This is a genomic window from Rhizobium brockwellii (assembly GCF_000769405.2).
GTDB lineage: Bacteria > Pseudomonadota > Alphaproteobacteria > Rhizobiales > Rhizobiaceae > Rhizobium > Rhizobium brockwellii.
The window spans coordinates 2,177,042-2,197,041 of sequence record NZ_CP053439.1; the positions used below are offsets into that span (position 1 = coordinate 2,177,042).

The 20,000-nt window shown below is 62.3% G+C and carries 16 protein-coding genes; 6 read left to right on the forward strand and 10 right to left on the reverse strand.

What is annotated here, in order from left to right; translation table 11 throughout:
• Positions 1-22: 22 nt before the first annotated feature.
• From RLCC275e_RS10965 to RLCC275e_RS10990, 6 genes are all read right to left on the reverse strand, one after another.
• Positions 23-211 (reverse strand): hypothetical protein, encoded by a 189-nt coding sequence (locus RLCC275e_RS10965; RefSeq protein ID WP_033182385.1) that lies wholly within the window; start codon positions 209-211, stop codon positions 23-25.
• Positions 208-1,383, reverse strand: a complete 1,176-nt coding sequence (locus tag RLCC275e_RS10970; protein WP_033182384.1) for an MFS transporter — start codon at positions 1,381-1,383, stop codon at positions 208-210. The genes RLCC275e_RS10965 and RLCC275e_RS10970 overlap by 4 nt, the downstream gene beginning before the upstream one ends.
• 95 nt (positions 1,384-1,478) lie before the next feature.
• Complete coding sequence (gene murI, locus RLCC275e_RS10975; protein WP_033182383.1) at positions 1,479-2,282, reverse strand: glutamate racemase; 804 nt, start codon at positions 2,280-2,282, stop codon at positions 1,479-1,481.
• Complete coding sequence (locus tag RLCC275e_RS10980; RefSeq protein WP_033182382.1) at positions 2,263-3,093, reverse strand: RNA methyltransferase; 831 nt, start codon at positions 3,091-3,093, stop codon at positions 2,263-2,265. The genes murI and RLCC275e_RS10980 overlap by 20 nt, the downstream gene beginning before the upstream one ends.
• 4 nt (positions 3,094-3,097) lie before the next feature.
• The gene (locus RLCC275e_RS10985; RefSeq protein ID WP_033182381.1) at positions 3,098-5,131 is read right to left on the reverse strand and encodes an FUSC family protein; all 2,034 of its coding nucleotides are present in this window, start codon (positions 5,129-5,131) and stop codon (positions 3,098-3,100) included.
• A 112-nt stretch (positions 5,132-5,243) separates the two neighbouring features.
• Complete coding sequence (locus tag RLCC275e_RS10990; RefSeq protein ID WP_033182380.1) at positions 5,244-5,771, reverse strand: hypothetical protein; 528 nt, start codon at positions 5,769-5,771, stop codon at positions 5,244-5,246.
• 188 nt (positions 5,772-5,959) lie between these two features.
• On the opposite strand from RLCC275e_RS10990, the gene RLCC275e_RS10995 reads away from it, so the two are divergent.
• The 3 genes from RLCC275e_RS10995 to RLCC275e_RS11005 all read left to right on the forward strand — a co-directional run bounded on the left by RLCC275e_RS10995 (position 5,960) and on the right by RLCC275e_RS11005 (position 8,391).
• Positions 5,960-7,171 carry an NADP-dependent isocitrate dehydrogenase gene (locus RLCC275e_RS10995; RefSeq protein WP_130668523.1) on the forward strand — a complete coding sequence of 404 codons (1,212 nt, stop codon included), beginning with the start codon at positions 5,960-5,962 and terminating at the stop codon, positions 7,169-7,171.
• A 70-nt stretch (positions 7,172-7,241) separates the two neighbouring features.
• On the forward strand, positions 7,242-7,688 hold the full coding sequence (locus tag RLCC275e_RS11000; RefSeq protein ID WP_033182376.1) for a GNAT family N-acetyltransferase: 447 nt from the start codon (positions 7,242-7,244) through the stop codon (positions 7,686-7,688).
• A 76-nt stretch (positions 7,689-7,764) separates the two neighbouring features.
• On the forward strand, positions 7,765-8,391 hold the full coding sequence (locus tag RLCC275e_RS11005; protein WP_033182375.1) for a glutathione S-transferase family protein: 627 nt from the start codon (positions 7,765-7,767) through the stop codon (positions 8,389-8,391).
• A 58-nt stretch (positions 8,392-8,449) separates the two neighbouring features.
• Here RLCC275e_RS11005 and RLCC275e_RS11010 read toward each other — a convergent pair whose 3' ends face one another.
• The 3 genes from RLCC275e_RS11010 to recA form a co-directional block, all read right to left on the reverse strand.
• Positions 8,450-9,301 carry an AraC family transcriptional regulator gene (locus RLCC275e_RS11010; RefSeq protein ID WP_033182374.1) on the reverse strand — a complete coding sequence of 284 codons (852 nt, stop codon included), beginning with the start codon at positions 9,299-9,301 and terminating at the stop codon, positions 8,450-8,452.
• 147 nt (positions 9,302-9,448) lie between these two features.
• Complete coding sequence (gene alaS / locus RLCC275e_RS11015) at positions 9,449-12,103, reverse strand: alanine--tRNA ligase (RefSeq protein WP_033182373.1); 2,655 nt, start codon at positions 12,101-12,103, stop codon at positions 9,449-9,451.
• Between the two features lie 154 nt (positions 12,104-12,257).
• Positions 12,258-13,352, reverse strand: a complete 1,095-nt coding sequence (recA, locus tag RLCC275e_RS11020) for a recombinase RecA (protein ID WP_003559805.1) — start codon at positions 13,350-13,352, stop codon at positions 12,258-12,260.
• Positions 13,353-13,581: 229 nt separating this feature from the next.
• Between recA and RLCC275e_RS11025 the strand changes: the two genes are divergently transcribed.
• Entirely contained in the window at positions 13,582-14,526 is a 945-nt protein-coding gene (locus RLCC275e_RS11025) for a carbohydrate kinase family protein (RefSeq protein ID WP_033182372.1), read from the forward strand.
• A gap of 88 nt (positions 14,527-14,614) precedes the next feature.
• On the forward strand, positions 14,615-15,541 hold the full coding sequence (locus RLCC275e_RS11030) for a pseudouridine-5'-phosphate glycosidase (RefSeq protein WP_033182460.1): 927 nt from the start codon (positions 14,615-14,617) through the stop codon (positions 15,539-15,541).
• Between the two features lie 259 nt (positions 15,542-15,800).
• Here the strand turns inward: RLCC275e_RS11030 and cckA are convergent, their stop codons facing one another.
• Positions 15,801-18,404 carry a cell cycle histidine kinase CckA gene (gene cckA, locus RLCC275e_RS11035; protein ID WP_033182371.1) on the reverse strand — a complete coding sequence of 868 codons (2,604 nt, stop codon included), beginning with the start codon at positions 18,402-18,404 and terminating at the stop codon, positions 15,801-15,803.
• Between the two features lie 299 nt (positions 18,405-18,703).
• Here cckA and RLCC275e_RS11040 point away from each other — a divergent pair, with 299 nt between their 5' ends.
• Positions 18,704-19,759 carry a flagellar biosynthetic protein FliO gene (locus RLCC275e_RS11040; RefSeq protein ID WP_033182370.1) on the forward strand — a complete coding sequence of 352 codons (1,056 nt, stop codon included), beginning with the start codon at positions 18,704-18,706 and terminating at the stop codon, positions 19,757-19,759.
• The last annotated feature ends 241 nt before the right edge of the window (positions 19,760-20,000 follow it).

Consider the following 20,000-nt stretch of genomic DNA (forward strand, 5'->3'; position numbering starts at 1 on the left):
CTTAAAAATTCCCGGCCCGTCTCTAGATCAGGATGATTTTAGGCCCGATCGGCCTAAAATCATCCTGATCTACATCAAAGAAATAGAGCATGATGTCGTCCGAAAACCGCGCACACTTTTCGGCATCATGCTCTAGCAGATTCGCAGGCACTGTTGTCGTCAAACCTTTAAGAACCCACAGGAAAGCCAGCCCTGGGAAATAGGGTTTCACACCGCCTCGCGCTCGACGAGGTCGCCCGCCATGTCCTTCTGCGTCGGAATCAGCAAACGTGTGCAGAGCAGGCTGACGAAAAGCGGTACCAGCAAGACCGCAAGCCCCGCGCGCAAGCCCAGGAGTTCGCCGAGAAAGCCGATGATCGGCGGCCCGATGAGAAAACCGCTCAGGGCTGCGAAAGAGAGCGTCGCAACGCTTGAAGCGGGCGGGCGGTCAGTCAGCGAAGCGACGGCCGTCACCGCAAGCGGAAACCCGACCGAGACGCCGACACCGACTGCGGCAAAGCCGAGTAGCGCAAGCGGCGTCGCCGGTGCAAGGAGAACGACGAGCATGCCGGCAAGCGAGGCGATGCCGCAGCCACGGGCAATGGCAACCGCGCCGAAGCGGCCTTTCATGTAATCACCGCTGAAGCGCCCCGCCGCAACCATGAAAGCGAAAACCGAATAACCGAGGCCGGTTTGCGCGCCTTCTGCATTCATGACATCGCGGAGGTAGACCGCCGACCAATCGGCGATCGCACCTTCGGTCATCGTCACGCCGAAGACGAAGGCGCAGATCCCGAGCAGAGCAAGACTGGGCAGCTTGAAGCCGGTCATTGCCTGCGAATTCTCCGCATGGTGACTTTCCGGCAATTTCGGCAAGCGCAGGCTGGCAATCAGGGCAGCCGGCAGGATAGCGATCGCCGTGATCAGGATCGACCAGTGCGGCGAAAGCCCGATGGCTATGGCACCAACGCCGATCAGGCTGCCGGCCATGATGCCGAAGCTCCAGAAGCCGTGGCAGCGGCTCATGATGATCAGCCCCGTCGCCTTCTCCGTGACATCGGCCTCGACATTCATGCCGAGTTCCACCGTCGAAAGCGCGACCCCAACGACAATCAAGGCGAAGAATAGAAGCATGGCGCTGGGCGCGAAGGCTGGAAGCGAAACCACGGCAAGAAAGAAGATGAAACCATAGATGATCGCCATGCGCCCGCCGATGCGCGAGACGAGGCGGCCGGCAAACGGCAGGGTGATCAGCGTGCCGATCGGCAATCCCAGAAGTGCGACGGCGAGATCGGCGGTGCCGAGTTCGAGCTTCGCCTGGATATCAGGAATGCGCGGCAACCAGGCGCCAAAGGCTATCGGCTGCAGAAAGAAGATCAGCATGACAAGTCTTTGCAGCGGCACGGCGCATCCCTTTGTGATTGAGCGGCAAACACCCGCCCGCGATTCCCCGCGGAGATCTTGCGCGATGACATCGCTGAAATAAAGCGCGCAGTGCCTTATCGCGTGCTGAGACCGAAACCCTGCATCAGTCGGCGCGTCGCAAAATCGGGATTGCCGGACGTAAAGACGGCAAAGTCGAAATTATCGGGGTGAACGGCATCGGCGATCTGCGGAACGAGTGTGCGCGCGCGCCGGGCAATGGCTTCTGCCGGATCCAGCCAGTCCACCGGCCAAGGCGCCAGTCTGCGGAATAGATTGGCCATGAAGGGATAGTGCGTGCAGGCAAGCACGACGATATCGGTCCTCTGACTGTCCTTCTCGACGAAGCATTGATCAATTTCGGCAAGCACGGCGTCGTCGGAGATGGCGTCACCGCGAATATAGGCCTCCGCCATGCGCGCCAGGTTCTCCGAGCCGACGAGCCGCACATGACATTGCTGGGCGAAGGACTGGATGAGATCGCGCGTATAGGCGCGCTTGACCGTGCCCGGCGTCGCGAGCACCGAGACCAGGCCGGAGCGCGTGCGCTCCGCTGCCGGTTTGATCGCCGGAACAGTGCCGACGAAGGTCATCTGCGGAAAGGCGGCGCGCAGATCGGCACCGACAAGCGTGAAGGCCGTGTTGCAGGCGATGATGCAGACTTCTAGATCGTGCTCTTCGAGCAGCCGGCCGAAGAGACCGATCACCCGCTCTTTCAGCGCCTGCTCCTCCCAGCCGCCATAGGGAAAGCCGGCATCGTCGGCGACATAGATGAAGCCGCGTTCCGGCATCAGTACGCGCACCTCGCGCAACACGGTCAGCCCGCCAATGCCGGAATCGAAGACGAGGACGGGTTTCAGCTCATGCGTCGGCGCTGTCATCTGGCGGTGTTTCCTTGGTCGCGGTCGGGAACCGGCCGCCGCGCGGGCTCTTGCGCGAGAAGCGGTCGAGGGAAGAGATGACGCCGCGCAGCACGCTGATTTCCTGCTCCGTGAAAGCCCGGCGGGATAGAACAGCGCGCAGATTGTCGACCATTTTTGGCTTTTTCCCGGCAGGATGGAAATAACCGCGCGCATCGAGCGCCTCTTCCAACTGGTCGAACAGGCCGAACAGCTGTTCCTTGGTCGAAGGCGTTTGCCCCGTCGCCTGGAAGGGCACGGCGCCGAGATCCTCCATGCCGGATTTCATCCATTCATAGGACATCAGCAGCACGGCCTGGGCGATGTTCAGCGAGGCGAAGGCCGGGTTGACGGGAAAGGTGACGATCTCGTCGGCAAGCGCCACTTCCTCGTTGGTCAGCCCCCAGCGCTCGCGCCCGAAGAGGATGCCGGTGCCCTCGCCGGCTCGGAACCTCGCCCGAAGCGTTTCGGCGGCGATGACCGGCGAGCGCACCGGCTTGTAGCCGTCGCGCTCGCGCGCCGTCGTCGCATAGACGAAATTAAGATCGGCAACGGCCTGCTCCAGCGTGTCGTAGACCTTGGTGGCCTCGATGACGTGATCGGCCTTGGAGGCGGTTGCCAGGGCTTTCTCGTTCGGCCAGCCGTCGCGCGGATTGACGAGGCGGAGTTCTGCAAGGCCGAAATTCGCCATGGCGCGCGCCACCATGCCGATATTCTCGCCCATCTGCGGCTCGACCAGAATGATGGCCGGTCCTTCGGCCAGAAGTTGACGTTCGCTGTTGGTGCCTGCCATGATCTCAACCCTGTTTCGAGCGCGCAATAGCCTCGCCCGGTGCAAACGGCAAGATGTCGGCCTGCGGATAGAGCCGTTCCAGCGCCGAACCGATCATTTCGAGCCCGAGTCTTGCGCCGTCGCGCGACAGCGGCAGATGCCGTCCTGTCGTCCGCGACGCCCTGCGCTCGATGAAGAAACAGGCCGAGCCCTGCGCAGCCGCATCCTTCGTCAGCGCCAGATCCGCCGCGATAAGCTTTTTCAGGTCGTCTCCCACCGCCGGCGCTTTGGAACTCTTCGCCAGGATGCGTGACCAATAGGTGCAGGAGAGAAAGACCGCCAGCGTCTGGCGGATCTGGCCAGGCCGCGTCACCACCGACCAGGATGAGCCGAGCGGCTTGGCCGCCACCGTCACGTCGCGGTAGCAGGCATCGATCTTCTGCGACAGCGCGATCAGCTCGAAGCCGCTCTTGCCCTCGCCGATCGCCGCCAGCAGGCCGTCCAGCGCCTGAAACCAGCGGGCAAGTGCCGCATCGAGCGCGCCGCGCGTGCGGGCCGGGAAAACGAGGAAGGCGACCGCCGTTCCGGCCACAGCCCCGATCACCGTCTCCCCGATGCGCAGCTGCAGCAGATCAAGCGTCAGCACCCCGGTCATGCCATAGACTAGGCAGAGCACGATCGAGATGAAGAAGGTCATCGTCGCATAGGATACTTGCAGGAAATAGAAAGCGAGGAAGATGCAGACGGCCGCAACCGGAATGGCGATGACAGGCTGCCCCGAAATCAGCGTCGCCAGCACGAGGCCGATCGCAATGCCGAACACGGTGCCGAGCGAGCGCGACAGTGCCTTCATCGCCGTGTCGCCGCGCGAATTGGTGTTGGTGAAGACCAGGAAAGCGGCAAGCACCGCCCAGAACCAGCGCTCGCGCGACAAGAGCAGACCGAAGCCCATGGCGAGCGCCGAGGCGAGCGTGATCTGCAGTGCCGAGCGCAGCAGCGGATTGGCGAATGAAAAGTCGATCTTCTCGGGCTGTGCCGTGTCCTTGACGGCATCGATACCGGCAAAGCCGGAAGCCTGCCCCTCGCCGATCGCCTGCGTCAATTGCTGCCGCGACTCGCCGAGCCAAAGCAGCGCCCGCACGGTTTCGCCTTGCGGCTCGTCCTTGATGGCTTCGGCCATCTCCTCATAGGTGGCGAGCTCCGCCTTGTCGGCCTCGATCACGGCATGGACGAGCGCAAAGGGCGGCAGGCTCTGGAAGCTCACCACGATCGCGCTCTCGGCGGCGAGATGCGCATCGAAGAGCCGGATCGCGAGTTCCGCGGCGGGATTGGAAGCACCGTCGAAGACGCCGGCCGGTGGGCGTGGAATGAAGCTCTCGGCCATCAGCACCACTTCCTTCAGCCGGTCCTCCAGCTGGCGCAGCTCCTGCCGGTCGGCCTCGCCGATATGGCCGCAGCCGGCAAGGGCCGCGAGCTTGAAGAGGATCTGGTTGATCCGGCCCCGGACGCTTTCAAGCGAGCGCAGCAAGTCGCGACGCCAGTCATCTGGCAGCAGCACCGCTCTCACCACATGGCCGACCAGCACCGCGACGACGGGGCCGGCAGCCACATAAGGCAGTTGGCCAAGCGACGGTTTGAAATAGGCGCCCATGAAATAGGAGGTGAAGGCGAACATGCCGATCGCAAAGCCACGCGGCCCGAACACCCGCCCGGCTGATGCGATCGCAATCACCACCAGGAAGACGAGATCGGAGAGAAGGCGGCGATCCTCGAGCCCCGCCGCGATGCCGACGACGGCAAGGCTCGCGACACAACCCAAAAGCCGGGTCACCAGCTGGCGTGAATTGCCCTTGTCGCGCACCGCGATCCCGCCCTCGATCGACAGCACGATGCCGAGGCCGAAGGCCGCCGTCGGCAGCGGCACGATCAACATCTGGATAGCAAACAGGATGGCGAAGGAGAGGATGATCGTCAGCGTCACCCGCGAAGCCGTGCGTAGGCGCGAGAGCGCCGGATCGTTGGCAAGCAGCCAGTCGCGGAACTGAAAACCGGAAAACAAATGAAGCCCCTCATGCCGCCCAGAGATCGACAGATACCGCCGCACGAGCGGAAATCAAACCGCCAGAGAAAAAGATCACGATCGAATCTCGACGGCCTCGAATGTCGCGCGCCTATTGGCCCTTGGCAATCAGCGCCATCGTCGCCTTCAGGGAATCATGGGCCTGCGTTTCGATATTCTCGGTTACGATATCGTCGATTACGGGCTGGCCTGCCTCTTCGATCACTTCGAAGCGAACGGTCGTCGTGTCCTTGGCGTCGGGCGCGTCCGTGCAGGCAGATTTCCGGAAGCGCACCGTCACCTCGGTCGTCCCGTTGACCGCTGGCGCTGCCGCCATCGCGAGGTCTTCCAGCGGGCATGCATCCTGGCCGTTGACGATCACGTCGTAGTCGAAGGGCGATATGCCGTCGTCATCGACAGCAGGAAATTGCGCCGCCGCCTGGTATTTCGCGACGAAATCGCGGCTGTAGAGGCGGTCGAGCCGGGAGGCGTCGAAGATGTCGGTCCAGTCGCTGTTATTGTCGGCCCAGTTGCTCCTCGTCGCCTCCATGATCTCCTTAACTGGAGCGGTAACGTCAGCGGCATGGCCGATGCCGGAAAAGGCAATAAGGCTTGCGATAACAACGGTGATTGTCTTCATGGTCGAATGTCCGGGGGCGGCAGATCGAGGCGGACACTAGCTAAATTCCAGCGCTTGGCAATGGCGGCAAAAACGCATTCTCGAGCCCCTTGCAGCTTTGCGTTCCCTGATCACAATGCTATAGCGCTCCTCATCACATCACCCACCCGGGACGCCGGTCCCCATTGAAGCTCGAACGAGGCAGATACATGAACAAGATCAAGGTCGCCAATCCCGTCGCCGATCTCGACGGCGATGAAATGACGCGCATCATCTGGCAGCTTATCAAGGACAAGCTGATCCATCCGTATCTCGACCTCGACATCGATTATTTCGACCTCTCCGTCGAAAACCGCGACGCCACCAACGACCAGGTCACCGTCGACGCCGCCAACGCCATCAAGAAATACGGCGTCGGCATCAAGTGCGCGACGATCACGCCGGACGAAGACCGCGTCAAGGAATTCAATCTCAAGCAGATGTGGAAGAGTCCGAACGGCACAATCCGCAACATTCTCGGCGGCGTCATCTTCCGCGAGCCGATCATTTGCAAGAACGTACCACGCCTGGTTCCCGGCTGGACCAAGCCGATCGTTGTCGGCCGCCATGCCTTCGGCGACCAGTACCGTGCCACCGACTTCCGCTTCCCCGGCAAGGGCAAGCTGACGATCAAGTTCGTCGGCGAAGACGGCACGGTTATTGAGAAGGACGTCTTCGACGCCCCCGGCTCCGGCGTTGCCATGGCCATGTACAATCTCGACGAGTCGATCCGCGAATTCGCCCGCGCTTCGATGATGTACGGCCTGATGCGCAAATGGCCAGTTTACCTGTCGACCAAGAACACCATTCTCAAGGCCTATGACGGTCGCTTCAAGGATATCTTCGAAGAGGTGTACCAGACCGAATTCAAGGATCAGTTCAAGGAAGTCGGCATCACCTACGAACACCGCCTGATCGACGACATGGTCGCCTCGGCGCTGAAGTGGTCGGGCGGTTATGTCTGGGCCTGCAAGAATTATGACGGCGACGTCCAGTCCGACACGGTCGCCCAGGGCTTCGGCTCGCTCGGCCTGATGACCTCGGTTCTCCTCACTCCGGATGGCAAGACGGTGGAAGCCGAAGCTGCCCATGGCACGGTAACGCGCCACTATCGCCAGCACCAGAAGGGCCAGGAAACCTCGACCAACTCGATCGCCTCGATCTTCGCCTGGACGCGTGGCCTGGCGCATCGCGCCAAGCTCGACGACAATGCCGAGCTTGCCCGCTTTGCCGCAACGCTCGAAAAGGTCTGCGTCGACACTGTCGAATCCGGTTTCATGACCAAGGATCTCGCCCTGCTCATCGGACCCGATCAGCCGTGGCTCTCCACCACAGCTTTCCTCGACAAGATCGACGAGAACCTGCAGAAGGCCATGGCATAAGCCGGTCTTTTCGGTATAGCATTGAAACGGCGGGGATTTCCCCGCCGTTTTCATTTGCGAGGATGAACCGATGAAGGCAACCGTGCGCCCGCTCGAACCCATTGACCGCGCCGCCTGGGAGCCCTTGTGGGCCGCCTATCAGCGCTTCTACGAGGTGGTCATTCCGCCTGAAACGACGGATCTCACCTGGGCGCGTTTCCACGATCCTGACGAGCCGATGCATGCGCTCGGCGCCTTCGGTGGAGACGATCGTCTCGTCGGCATCGTCCATGCTATCTTTCACCGCTCCTCTTGGCTGCCGCAATGGACCTGCTATCTGCAGGATCTTTACGTCGAGGACAGCCAGCGCGGGCTCGGTACCGGCGCTGCCCTGATCGAAGCCGTCGCCGATCTCGCGCGCGCCAACGGCGCAGGCAGGCTCTATTGGATGACGCACGAGACCAATGCAACGGCACGCCAGCTCTACGACAGGATCGCCGAGCGCTCCGGCTTCATCCAGTATCGCAAGGCGCTCTGACGATCGGGGCTTGCAGGCTGATATCGCTGCCCTATTGATTCCGTGGGACAGATAAAGGGAACACGAGGAGGATTTCATGACCGAGGAACTGGTATTCTATACGAACCCGATGTCGCGCGGGCGCATCGCACGCTGGATGCTGGAGGAGATCGGTCAGCCCTACCGCACCGAATACCTGACCTTCGGCGAAACGATGAAGGCGCCGGAATATCTCTCGGTCAACCCGATGGGCAAGGTGCCGGCGATCCGCCACGGCGATACCGTCGTCACCGAGTGCGCGGCGATCTGCGCCTATCTCGCCGAGACCTTTCCTGAGAAGGCGCTGGCGCCGAGACCGGAGGAGCGTGCCCGCTATTATCGCTGGATGTTCTTTGCCGCCGGTCCGCTCGAATCGGCGGTGACGATGAAGGCTCTCGGCTTCGAAATTCCGCAGGAACGCCTTCGCATGGCCGGCTGCGGCGGTTTCGGCGACGTGATGAACACGCTCGAGAAAGCCGTCTCCGCTTCGACCTACGTCACCGGCGAACGCTTCACCGCCGCCGACGTCTATGTCGGCTCCCATATCGCCTGGGGCCTCGGCTTCGGCTCCATCGAGAAACGCCAGGCCTTCGTCGACTATTTCGGCCGCATCAACGAGCGTGAGGCCTATAAGCGGGCGAACGCCCTTGATGACGAAGCTATCAAGACCATGCAGGCTGCTTGAGCGTGGTCCTGAGCATCTTGGGGACGCGGCATATCCGCCGCGTCCCCGATCGACGGACTCAGACGAGCGGCATGTAAATATCCGTCAGCAGCTCGGTCGGCGGCACTTCGCGCGGATTGTTGAGATATTCCTCGAACATCACCCTGTCCTTCAGCTGCCGGCCGGATTTCGGCAGCCATTCGGCAAAGAGCCACTGATAGGATTTGGGCATATTGGCATAGGGACCCTTGTGGCGCAGCACCGCATAATCGCCGCCGTCGATCGTGCGCCGCTCGAACGGCGCATCAACAGCCACCTCAGAAACGCCGGTGACACCGGCAATCGAGCGCAGCTTTTCCTCGGGCACGATGTCGGGATCGTCGAGATAGACGCCGATCATCCGCATGTCTGGCCTGGCGAGGCCGCGGGCATAAAGAGTGCCGAACAGCGTCTCGAAGGCCTTGTCGATCTGCATGTAGGAACCGGTATGGGGAACGCCGATCAGCTCGATCGGTCCAATCTCGCGTATGGTAACGTCTAACATGGCTTTGGTCTTTCCGTTAGGTGAAGGCTCATAGGCTTTGTGGCTTCCCTCTTTCCGGTAGCGGGCCGGCGGCATGCCGTAGACCGACTTGAAAATACGATTGAAGGATTGGAGATTGGGATAGCCTGATTGCTTCGCAATTTCGCTGACGGCAAGTTCCGTGCGGACGATCTCGCCAGCCGCGTGATGCAGCCTGAGCCGCTTGACTGTTGCCGCCAGCGTCTCGCCGTAAATCGCCCGGTAGATCCTGTGCCAGTGATAGCTGGACATGCAGGCAATTTCGGCAAGGCGCTCCATATCCAGCTCCTCGTCGAGGTGGTCGTGAATATAGGCCGAAACCCGTCTCAGACGGTTTTCATAAAGTGCCCATGCCGTTTCGCCATTCATATCGGAACCTCGTGCAAATCGATCGACTTGAGAGAACCATAACTCGATTTGACAAATCCTGCTGACTTGCCCCCGCACTAGCCGGTGAAATGAAAAAGGCGGAAGCCAAGCCTCCGCCTTTTCGAAACGCATTGATGAGCCGGCTAATCAGCCGGCGAGTGCCACAGCAACCGCCTCGATCGCCTCATCGGCCTTGGACCCATCAGGGCCACCGGCCTGCGCCATGTCGGGCCGGCCGCCACCACCCTTGCCGCCGAGGGCGGCTGAGGCGACGCGGACGAGATCGACGGCGCTGAAGCGCTCAACGAGATCCGGCGTCACCGCGACGACAGCACTCGCCTTGCCATCGTCGGAAACGCCGATAAGCGTGACAACGCCCGAACCGATGCTGGTCTTGCCGTCATCGGCAAGCCCCTTCAAATCCTTGGGATCGACGCCCGAAATCGCCTTACCGAGGAACTTGACGCCGGCGACTTCGCGCACGGCATCGACCGAGCCGCCCTGCCCGCCGCCCATGGCGAGTTTGCGCTTGGCGTCAGCCAGTTCCTTTTCGAGCTTGCGGCGCTCGTCCATCAGCGCTTCGACACGCGATAGCACTTCGCCCGGCTGCACCTTCAGCGAGGCGGCAAGCGTCTTAACGCGTTCGTCCTGTTCGGCCAGATATTCGCGCGCCGATTCGCCGGTGACGGCCTCGATACGGCGAACGCCGGCGCCGACGGCACTTTCGCCGAGAACGCGGATCAGCCCGATCTGGCCGGTGGCCCCGACATGCGTGCCGCCGCAGAGTTCGATCGAATAGGCCTTGCCGGCCTTGGCGCCGCGCACGCCCTCGCCCATCGCCACGACGCGGACTTCATCGCCATATTTCTCGCCGAACAGCGCCATCGCGCCTTCGGCGATCGCATCGTCGACGCTCATCAGCCTCGTGGTAACTGGCGAATTCTGCAATACGATCTCGTTGGCCATATCCTCGACGATCTTCAGTTCCTCGGCCGACATCGGCTTCGGATGCGAAACGTCGAAGCGCAGGCGCTCTGGCGCGACCAGCGAACCCTTCTGGGCAACATGGGTGCCGAGCACTTCGCGCAGCGCCTCGTGCAGCAGGTGGGTCGCAGAATGGTTGGCGCGCAGCCGCGAACGGCGGGCATGATCGACCGTCAGCACGACCGCATCGCCGTCCTTGAACACGCCGTCGCTGACAATACCCTGATGCACGAACAGACCTTCGCCCCTCTTCTGCGTATCGGAAATCTCGATCTTGCCGTGGTCGGACGAGATCACGCCGGTATCGCCCATCTGGCCGCCGGATTCGCCGTAGAACGGCGTCTGGCTGACGACGATCTGCACCTTGTCGCCGGCCTTGGCCTCGGTCGAAACCGCGCCCTCTTTGACGATCGCCTGCACGACGCCTTCAGCCGTTTCGGTGTCGTAGCCCAGGAATTCGGTCGCACCGTGTTTTTCCTTGAGTTCGAACCAGATGGTTTCCGTCGCCTTCTCGCCGGAACCGGCCCAGTGCGAGCGGGCTTCGGCCTTCTGGCGCTGCATCGCATCGGTGAAGCCGGAGATGTCGACGCCGATCTCACGGGCACGCAGTGCATCCTGCGTCAGATCGAGCGGGAAGCCGTAGGTGTCGTAGAGCTTGAAGGCGGTCTCACCATCCAGCATATCGCCCTTGGAAAGATCCGTCGTCGCGTCCGACAGAAGCGACAGACCGCGTTCCAGCGTCTTGCGGAAACGGTTTTCCTCCAGCTTCAGCGTTTCCGAGATCAGCGCCTCGGCGCGCACCAGTTCGGGATAGGCGCGGCCCATCTGCTGCACCAGCGTCGGCAGCAGTTTGTAGACCAGCGGCTCCTTGGCGCCGAGCAGCTGTGCATGGCGCATGGCGCGGCGCATGATGCGGCGCAGCACATAACCGCGGCCCTCATTCGACGGAAGCACGCCGTCGGCGATCAGGAAGGCCGAGGAGCGCAGGTGGTCGGCAATGACACGGTGGCTGGCGCTGCCTTCCGCCTTAACGCCCATCGTGTCCTCGATGGTGCCGATCAGTGTGCGGAAGAGATCGGTGTCGAATACGCTCTGAACGCCCTGCAGAACGGCGGCCATGCGCTCCAGTCCCATGCCGGTATCGATCGACGGACGCGGCAGCGGCGAGCGCTCGCCGGGTGCGGTCTGCTCGAACTGCATGAAGACGAGGTTCCAGAATTCCAGAAACCGGTCGCCATCTTCCTCCGGGGAGCCCGGAGGGCCGCCCCAAACATTCTCACCCTGGTCGATGAAGATTTCCGAGCACGGGCCGCAGGGGCCGGTATCGCCCATCTGCCAGAAATTGTCAGAGGTTGGGATGCGAATGATCTTGTCGTCGGAAAAGCCGGCGATCTTCTTCCACAGCGTCGCAGCTTCTTCGTCCTCGGAATAGACGGTCACCAGCAGGCGGTTCTTCGGAAGGTCGAAGCCCTCGGTGACGAGCTTCCAGGCAAGCTCGATCGCATTCTCCTTGAAATAGTCGCCGAAGGAGAAGTTGCCGAGCATCTCGAAGAAGGTCAGGTGACGTGCAGTATAGCCGACATTGTCGAGGTCGTTGTGCTTGCCGCCGGCTCGCACGCATTTCTGCGAAGTCGTCGCCGTCGAATAGGGACGCTTTTCGAGGCCGGTGAAGACGTTCTTGAACTGCACCATGCCGGCATTGGTGAACATCAGCGTCGGGTCGTTGCGCGGCACGAGCGGGCTCGACGGAACGATCTCATGGCCGTTCTTCTTGAAATAGTCGAGGAAGGTCGACCGGATATCGTTCACGCCGCTCATGCTATGCCCTTCAATGCTGCCGGAGGCAGGTAAATACAAATCCATCGGCTTTTAACGTTCGCCCCCGCCACTGTCCAGCAGACAAACAAAACCGGCCGCATTCTCATCATGAATGCGGCCGGTTGGAACTGTCCGATGAGTTTAAGCGCGAAAATTACATTTCCGCGGTGGCATCGCCATCACCGTCATCGGGCTCCGGTCCGCCATTCTGCAGGAAGCGGTCGGCGATCAGGCCGGCATTCTGGCGCAGCGACAGTTCGATCTCGCGGGCGAGGTCCGGATTATCGCGCAGGAAGGTCTTGGCGTTTTCGCGGCCCTGGCCGAGACGCTGGCTGTTATAGGAGAACCAGGCGCCCGACTTTTCGACGATGCCGGCCTTGACGCCGAGATCGACCAGTTCGCCGGTCTTGGAAACACCCTCACCATACATGATGTCGAACTCGACCTGTTTGAAGGGCGGCGCCATCTTGTTCTTGACGACCTTGACGCGGGTCTGGTTGCCGATCACCTCTTCGCGCTCCTTGACCGCGCCGATGCGGCGGATGTCGAGGCGCACGGAGGCGTAGAATTTCAGCGCATTGCCGCCCGTAGTCGTTTCCGGCGAGCCGAACATGACGCCGATCTTCATGCGGATCTGGTTGATGAAGATCACCATGGTGTTCGACTTCGAAATCGAAGCGGTGAGCTTGCGCAGCGCCTGGCTCATCAGTCGTGCCTGCAGGCCGGGAAGGCTGTCGCCCATCTCGCCTTCGATTTCGGCACGCGGCGTCAGGGCCGCAACCGAATCAACGACAAGAACGTCGACGGCGCCGGAGCGCACCAGCGTATCGGTGATTTCGAGCGCCTGCTCGCCGGTATCGGGCTGCGAGATCAAAAGGTTCTGCAGGTCGACGCCAAGCTTGCGGGCATAGACGGGATCGAGTGCATGTTCGGCATCGACGAAGGCGCAGATGCCACCCTTCTTCTGCGCTTCGGCAATCGTCTGCAATGCAAGCGTCGTCTTACCGGAGCTTTCCGGCCCGTAGATTTCGACGATGCGACCCCTCGGCAGGCCACCAACGCCGAGTGCAATATCGAGGCCAAGCGAGCCGGTCGAGATCGTCTCGATCTCGACAACATTCTCGTTGGAGCCGAGTTTCATAATCGAGCCCTTGCCGAACGACCGCTCTATCTGTGAGAGTGCCGCTTCAAGCGCCTTGCTTTTGTCCACCGATTTGTCCTCTACCAGCCGCAATGAATTCTGAGACATCCGATCCACCTTTAGGTTATTGAAGCCGCTCTAGCAATGTCGAGTTTGTACCCTATTTGTTCCATTTTCGCAATAGGCGATCAAATAATTGAAAGAAAAAGGTAAAACGACCCGTGTTCTGTATTTGTTTTATCGATGAAAAGCAACGACTTAGGTTTGAAGTGCTGACACGAGCTGCGCAAGGCGCATCGCATCGATTCGCCTTTCGGGCATCGGGGGAGCGGCTCGCATGAAGAAAAAGATTCTTGTTCTCGGCGGCGCCCATATCGATCGGCGCGGCCGTATCTCCGGCGAGACGGCGCCTGGCGCCAGCAATCCCGGCACCTGGTTCGAGGAGCCGGGCGGCGGTGGCTTCAATGCGGCGCGCAACCTGGCAAGGCTCGGTTTTCAGGTGACGATGATCTCGCCGCGCGGCGGCGATCCGATGGGCGAGACGGTCGGAGAAGCTGCCGATTTCGCCGGCATCGACGACCGGCCCTTCGTCTTCCTTGACCGCAAGACGCCGAGCTATACGGCGATCATCGAGAAGGACGGCAATCTGGTGATCGCCCTTGCCGACATGGATCTCTACCGCTTCTTCGTGCCGCGGCGTCTCTCCATCCGCTGGGTGCGGGAGGCCTTCGCCGCCCATGATTTCATCCTCTTCGACGCCAACATGCCGGAAGAGACGGTCGCCGCGATCGTCGCGAAGGCTCGTTCGCTAGGCAAGCCCGTCGCGGCAATCGCCATCTCGCCGGCCAAGGTGGTCAGGCTCAAACCCTGCATCGGGGATATCGACTACCTGTTCCTGAATGAGGCAGAAGCTGCCGCCCTCGCTGGTGAGCGGCCGGAAGACGCCGCCGGCTGGCCACCGTTGCTGAACGAGATCGGCATCAGGAACGCCGTCGTCACCCGAGGCCGGCGCGAGCTCGTCGCGCTTTGCGACGGCCGCGCCGTGACGCTGCAGCCGCCGATTGCCGACACCGTCGCCGATGTCACCGGTGCCGGCGATTCCCTTGCGGCCGGCACGCTCGCCGCATTGATATCAGGCCTGCCGCTCGAAGAGGCCGTCCGCCACGGCACCGCGGCCGCCATACTGACCGTGCAGTCGCGGCATGCCGTCAACGAAAATCTGACGCCCGATCTGCTGAATGAGGCGCTTGCCCTTGTCCCCAAGGTCAGAATTCTGCATTGAAGCGGCGAATTAAATAGTTGAGCATCATGTCGACCGAAAACCGCTCACACTTTTCGGCATCATGCTCCGTCGATCACAGGACAAGACCATGACCAAGCCCATCTCCCCTCTTCTGCCGATCGCCTATTCGAAGGAAGTCGCCAGCGCCAAGCAGCGCGGCGCGCCGCTGGTGGCGCTGGAATCGACGATCATCACCCACGGCATGCCCTATCCCGGCAATATCGAGATGGCCCGCAGCGTCGAGGCGATCATCCGCGAACAGGGGGCGGTGCCGGCAACGATCGCCGTCATTCACGGCACGCTGCATATCGGCCTTGAAGCTGCGGAACTGGAGCAACTCGCCAAGGCGACCGAAGTCATGAAGGTGTCGCGCGCCGATCTCGCCTTCGCCATCGCCGAACGCCGCACGGGCGCCACCACGGTTGCGGCGACGATGATAGCGGCGGCGCGCGCCGGCATCCGTGTTTTCGCCACAGGCGGCATCGGCGGCGTGCACCGCGGCGCCGAGGAAAGTTTCGATATATCAGCCGATCTGGAGGAACTGGCGCGCACCGGCGTCATCGTCGTCTGCGCCGGCGCCAAGGCGATCCTCGACATTCCGAAGACGCTAGAGGTGCTGGAAACCCGCGGCGTGCCTGTCGTAACTTATGAAAGCGAGGAATTCCCCGCCTTCTGGTCGCGCTCCTCCGGCATCCGCAGCCCGCTGTCGCTGAACAGCCCGGCCGCCATCGCCAATTTCCAGACGGTTCGCGAACAACTCGGCATCGACGGCGGCATGCTCGTCGCCAATCCGGTACCGGAGGCCGACGAGATCGCGAGCGAGGAGATGGAAATCTATATCGAGCGGGCGCTCGACAGCGCCGACCGCGACGAAGTCACCGGCAAGGCGGTAACGCCCTATCTTCTATCGACCATCTTCGACCTGACGGATGGCCAAAGCCTCAAGACCAATATTGCACTCGTCGAAAACAATGCGCGGCTTGCGGCTGAGATCGCGGTAGCGCTGGGGGAATGAGGGGTGATGGGGCTGGGCCAGCATGGCCTTCAAAACGGTCGCGCCGTGTAAGCCCCCCCTGCCCTGCCGGGCATCTTCCCCACAGGTGGGGAGATGATAAGCGGCGAGACCTTCGCACCACATCAACGTTTCGCCGAGCTGCAATGGATACTTGGCTAGGGAAGTCGCTGCGCTCAGCCGATCTCCCCACCTGTGGGAGATGCCCGGCAGGGCAGAGGGGGCTTGCACGGCACAGCTTCCCCGACAACCATCCCTTCCCTCACCCGTCCAACGTCTCCTTCACCACAACAGCGAGCTGTTTCAGCGAAAACGGCTTCGGCAGGAAGCCAAATTTCGCTTCCGGCGGCAGGTTGCGGGCAAAGGCATCTTCGGCATAGCCGGAAACGAAGATGAACTTCATGTCGGGATAGGTCTTGCGCAGCTCGCGCAGCAGTGTCGGGCCGTCCATTTCGGGCATGACGACGTCGGAAACGACGATATCGACCTTGCCGTCGAGTTCTTCCAAGATGGCCAGCGCCTCGACGCCCGAGCCCGCCTCGTGCACGGTGTAGCCGCGCGTTTCCAACATGCGCTTGCCGCCGCGGCGCACCGCCTCCTCGTCCTCGACGAGAAGGATAACGGCCGATCCCGTCAGGTCTTCCGGCTGCTGAGGCGATACTGGCAGCGGCACCACTTCGGCTCCGGCGATGGCGCCATCGATCGAACCCGCTTCGGCGACAACCGCCGGCTCCGGGATGTGGCGCGGCAGGAAGACGCGGAAGGTCGTGCCTTTGCCGACTTCGGATTCCGGCTGGATGTAACCGCCCGACTGTTTGACGATGCCGTAGACCATGGCGAGCCCGAGGCCGGTGCCCTTGCCGACATCCTTGGTGGTGAAGAACGGCTCGAAGATCTTGTCCATGATTTCAGGTGCGATGCCTGTGCCGTTATCCGCAACCTCGACCAGCACCATGTCCTCGGCCGGCATGTAGGAGTAGTTGAAGGCCGAGACCTCGGCAGCGGTCAGGTTTCGGGTGCGCAATGTCAGCGTGCCACCCTCTGGCATCGCGTCGCGCGCATTGACGCAGAGATTGATCAGCACCTGCTCGAACTGCGAAAGGTCTGTTTTAACAGGCCAGAGGTCGCGGCCATATTGCACGTCGAGCTTGACATTGGTGCCAGAAAGCAGCCGGTCGACCAGCATGCGCAGGTCGCCGACGACATCGGTCAGGTTCAGCACCGAGGGCCGCATCGTCTGCTTGCGTGAGAAGGCGAGCAGTTGGCGCACCAGCACTGCGGCGCGGTTGGCGTTGCGCTTGATCTCTATCAGATCGGCGAAGCTGGCATCGGCCGGCCGCGCCTGCAGCAGCAGATGGTCGGAGGAAAGCAGGATCGCCGTCAGCACGTTGTTGAAATCATGCGCGATGCCGCCGGCGAGCGTTCCCACAGCATTCATCTTCTGCGTCTGCGCCATCTGCGCTTCCAGCGCCTTCTGCTCGGTCACCTCGACGGCGTAGACGATCGCCGCTTCCTCGGGCGCCTCGTCGCTCTGGTCGATGACGGCATTGACATAGAAGCGGAAATAGCGCGCCTCGTCGGTCGGTGTACGGGTGTCGAGCGGCGCGATATCGCCCTGCCGGTCCTTGGCCGCCGCCAGCGCCGCGGCCAGCTGTGGCCGGTCGCTTTCCTGCACGATGGTTTCGAGATGCGGCGCCTTTTCGAGATCGTCGCGCGAGACGACGCCGGAGAACATCTTCAGGAACGGCGCATTGGTCCGCAAGATGCGCCCGTTGCCGTCGACCGAGGCGATCGCCATCGGCGTATTGTTGAAGAAGCGGGTGAAACGCATGGCGGCGGCCGAAGCGGACTGGCCGCCAGCATCGCTCTTTTCACGTGCCAACACGATCGTCCGGCTTTCGCCGGGTGCGCCGTCGCGCATCGAGGTGACGCTGTGGATGATCTGCACCGGCAGGCTCTGGCCATTGCTCTTGCGCAGGTCGAGATCGAGCGTCACGGTCTTTTTCAGGCCGGGTTCGGCCTGCACCGACTGAATCAGCGCCAGCCCCTCGCCCGCCACGACGTCGCCGATCGTCATCGAGCCCGGCACGAACTTGGTGAGGTCAAGACCCAGCCACTCGGCAAGCGTCGCATTCAGGTAGAAGATCTCGCCCTTCCTGCCGGCGGAAAAGAAGCCGGCCGGCGCATGGTCGAGATAATCGATCGCGTTCTGCAATTCCTTGAAGAAGCGCTCCTGGTCGTCACGCTCAGTGGTGATGTCGGTGATCTGCCAGATCTGCAGCGGCTTGCCGCCGTTCTCCTCCGGCTGCAGCAGCCGCGCCTTCAGCCGGTACCAATGCGCGCCGGAGCTGTTGCTGCCAGGCCCGACGGCGCGCAGCAGGCGGAATTCCTCGCGGCCTTCCTTGCCCTCGCGCAAACCGTTGACCAGCCTGTAGAGCGCTTCGTTGGATTCGCGGTGGCGCGACAGCAGCGTTTCCAGCGTCTGCACCTCAGTCGCCTTGCGCGCGCCGGTCAGCGCACCATAGGCGGCATTGGCATAGATGATCCGGCCCTTTTCGTCGGTGATCAGCGTTCCGTCGGGATGGCTGTTGAGGAAGGCGCGCGCCAGGCTGTCGGACTGGCGCTGCGGCATCACCTCGATGAAGCCGATGACCGAGGATACCAGGAAGAAGATGCCGACCATGGCGAGCACGCCGAGACCGCCAAGCACGACCTCGTTGTCGAGCGACTTTTTGAAGAAGACGAAGGCGCCCGCAGCCGCGATCAGCACGAGCGCCAGCAGAAGAATGCGCAAGACCGTGCCAGAACGCCCCCCACGATCCACAAGCGGTGCGTTATAGTCGTCGGCCTGACGCGGTTTCGTCATATATTCCTCACATAAGCCCTCCCGCTTCGTAGCACGAACACGAAGCAGGAATCAGGCACTCTTTTCCTTCTTAGCAATTTGCCGCGTCGGCAAAAACACCGCTAGCCGGCAAGACTGCTTGAATTCACAGGCAACAGCGCCATCTGCCCCAGAAGCCCACCGCTGCCACCCGCGCGCAAGGTCGCCGGGTGCAAGCAGCGGAACACGAAATCGCGTTCTCCCGTGACTGGACAGCACCGGCGGCCCTTGCCTAAGGAACGGAAAAGTCGTCAATATGTGCCGAATGCGAAATGGAGTAAGTGACTATGTTGGATGATGTTGTCGGAGCTTATGGCAGCCGTTTCCTGCTTGCGGCCGGTGGCGTCAGTCTGGCGCTTGTCCTGCTCATCATCGTGCTCTGGGTGATCCGCAGCCGGGCGCCCTCGCCCTTCGTGCGCGGCGGCCGCAACCGCCAGCCCCGCCTACAGGTGCTGGATGCCGCAGCCGTCGATGCCCGTCGCCGGCTGGTGCTGGTGCGCCGCGACGACGTCGAGCACCTGATCATGATCGGCGGCCCCAGCGATATCGTCATCGAAAGCCGCATCCTGCCCGCGGCGGCCGAACAGCCGGACAGCGCCATCCACCCGCAGCCCGTCGAGCAGCGTCCGATATCCGTCGCGCGGCCTGAAACGCCGCCGGTCTCGCCACCGCGCCCGCCGGTCGCAGCCCGTGTTGAGCCGGCCACCGAGCCCTCTTTCTCCGCGCCGGTTTCGCCGGAGCCGCGCCCGCGCCCAGAACCGCCGGCCCAACCGCCGGCCCAGCCCGCCGTGGCCCCCCCGGTGGTCACGAGCCCTCTTCCGGCAGAGCCCGTGACAGCTCCACTGTCGGCCGAACGCGACACTCCTCTGCGTGCCGTGCCGCCCCAGCCGCGTCCGCTGGAGCGTCCCGCCGCTCCCGCAGCCGCGCAGCCTGCACAGTTTCACGATGCCTCAAGTGCCGCCGAGATCCTCGATGCCGCCCGCCAGCGCGTGCTGCCGCAACAGCGCATTGAACCCGAGGTCTCCGCCCCGCCTGTCCAGGACATGCCGGCGGCCGCACGCGCCGCACCGGGTGGCGCCGAAGACGATTCGGCTGCGCAGTCGGCAGCAGCGAGCCGTCTTGATTTCCAGCGGGTGTTGGAACAGGAAATGTCGAACAACCTGACGGCCGAACGCATCGTGCCGGCGCCGGCAAACCAAGCGCCTCGGCCCGGAGCGCAGCCCGGAAACCTGCCGCGCCGCGATCCGGAAATGGCCCCGATCACCGGCGCCGATACCGATCTGCAAAAGGAAGTCGCCCGCATCTTCGGCGAGATGAGCGTCAACCGCGACAAGTGATCGGGCGCGACAAGTGACCGGGGCACGACAAGTGAGCGGAAACGCACGTCCGACCTTCCTTCATCACCAAGTTGCATAAAAGCCGCAATGCGGCGACTTTCAGTTCCCGATGCGCCAGGGGACTCCATCTTGTGCCGATAATTTGTTATCGCTCCGGTTGAAGAGCGTTGGCGCATCGAGGTCATACTTTGCCTAAGTAAATACCGGTCTCACTCCAGTTTCACCCGTACTGCCGGACAGC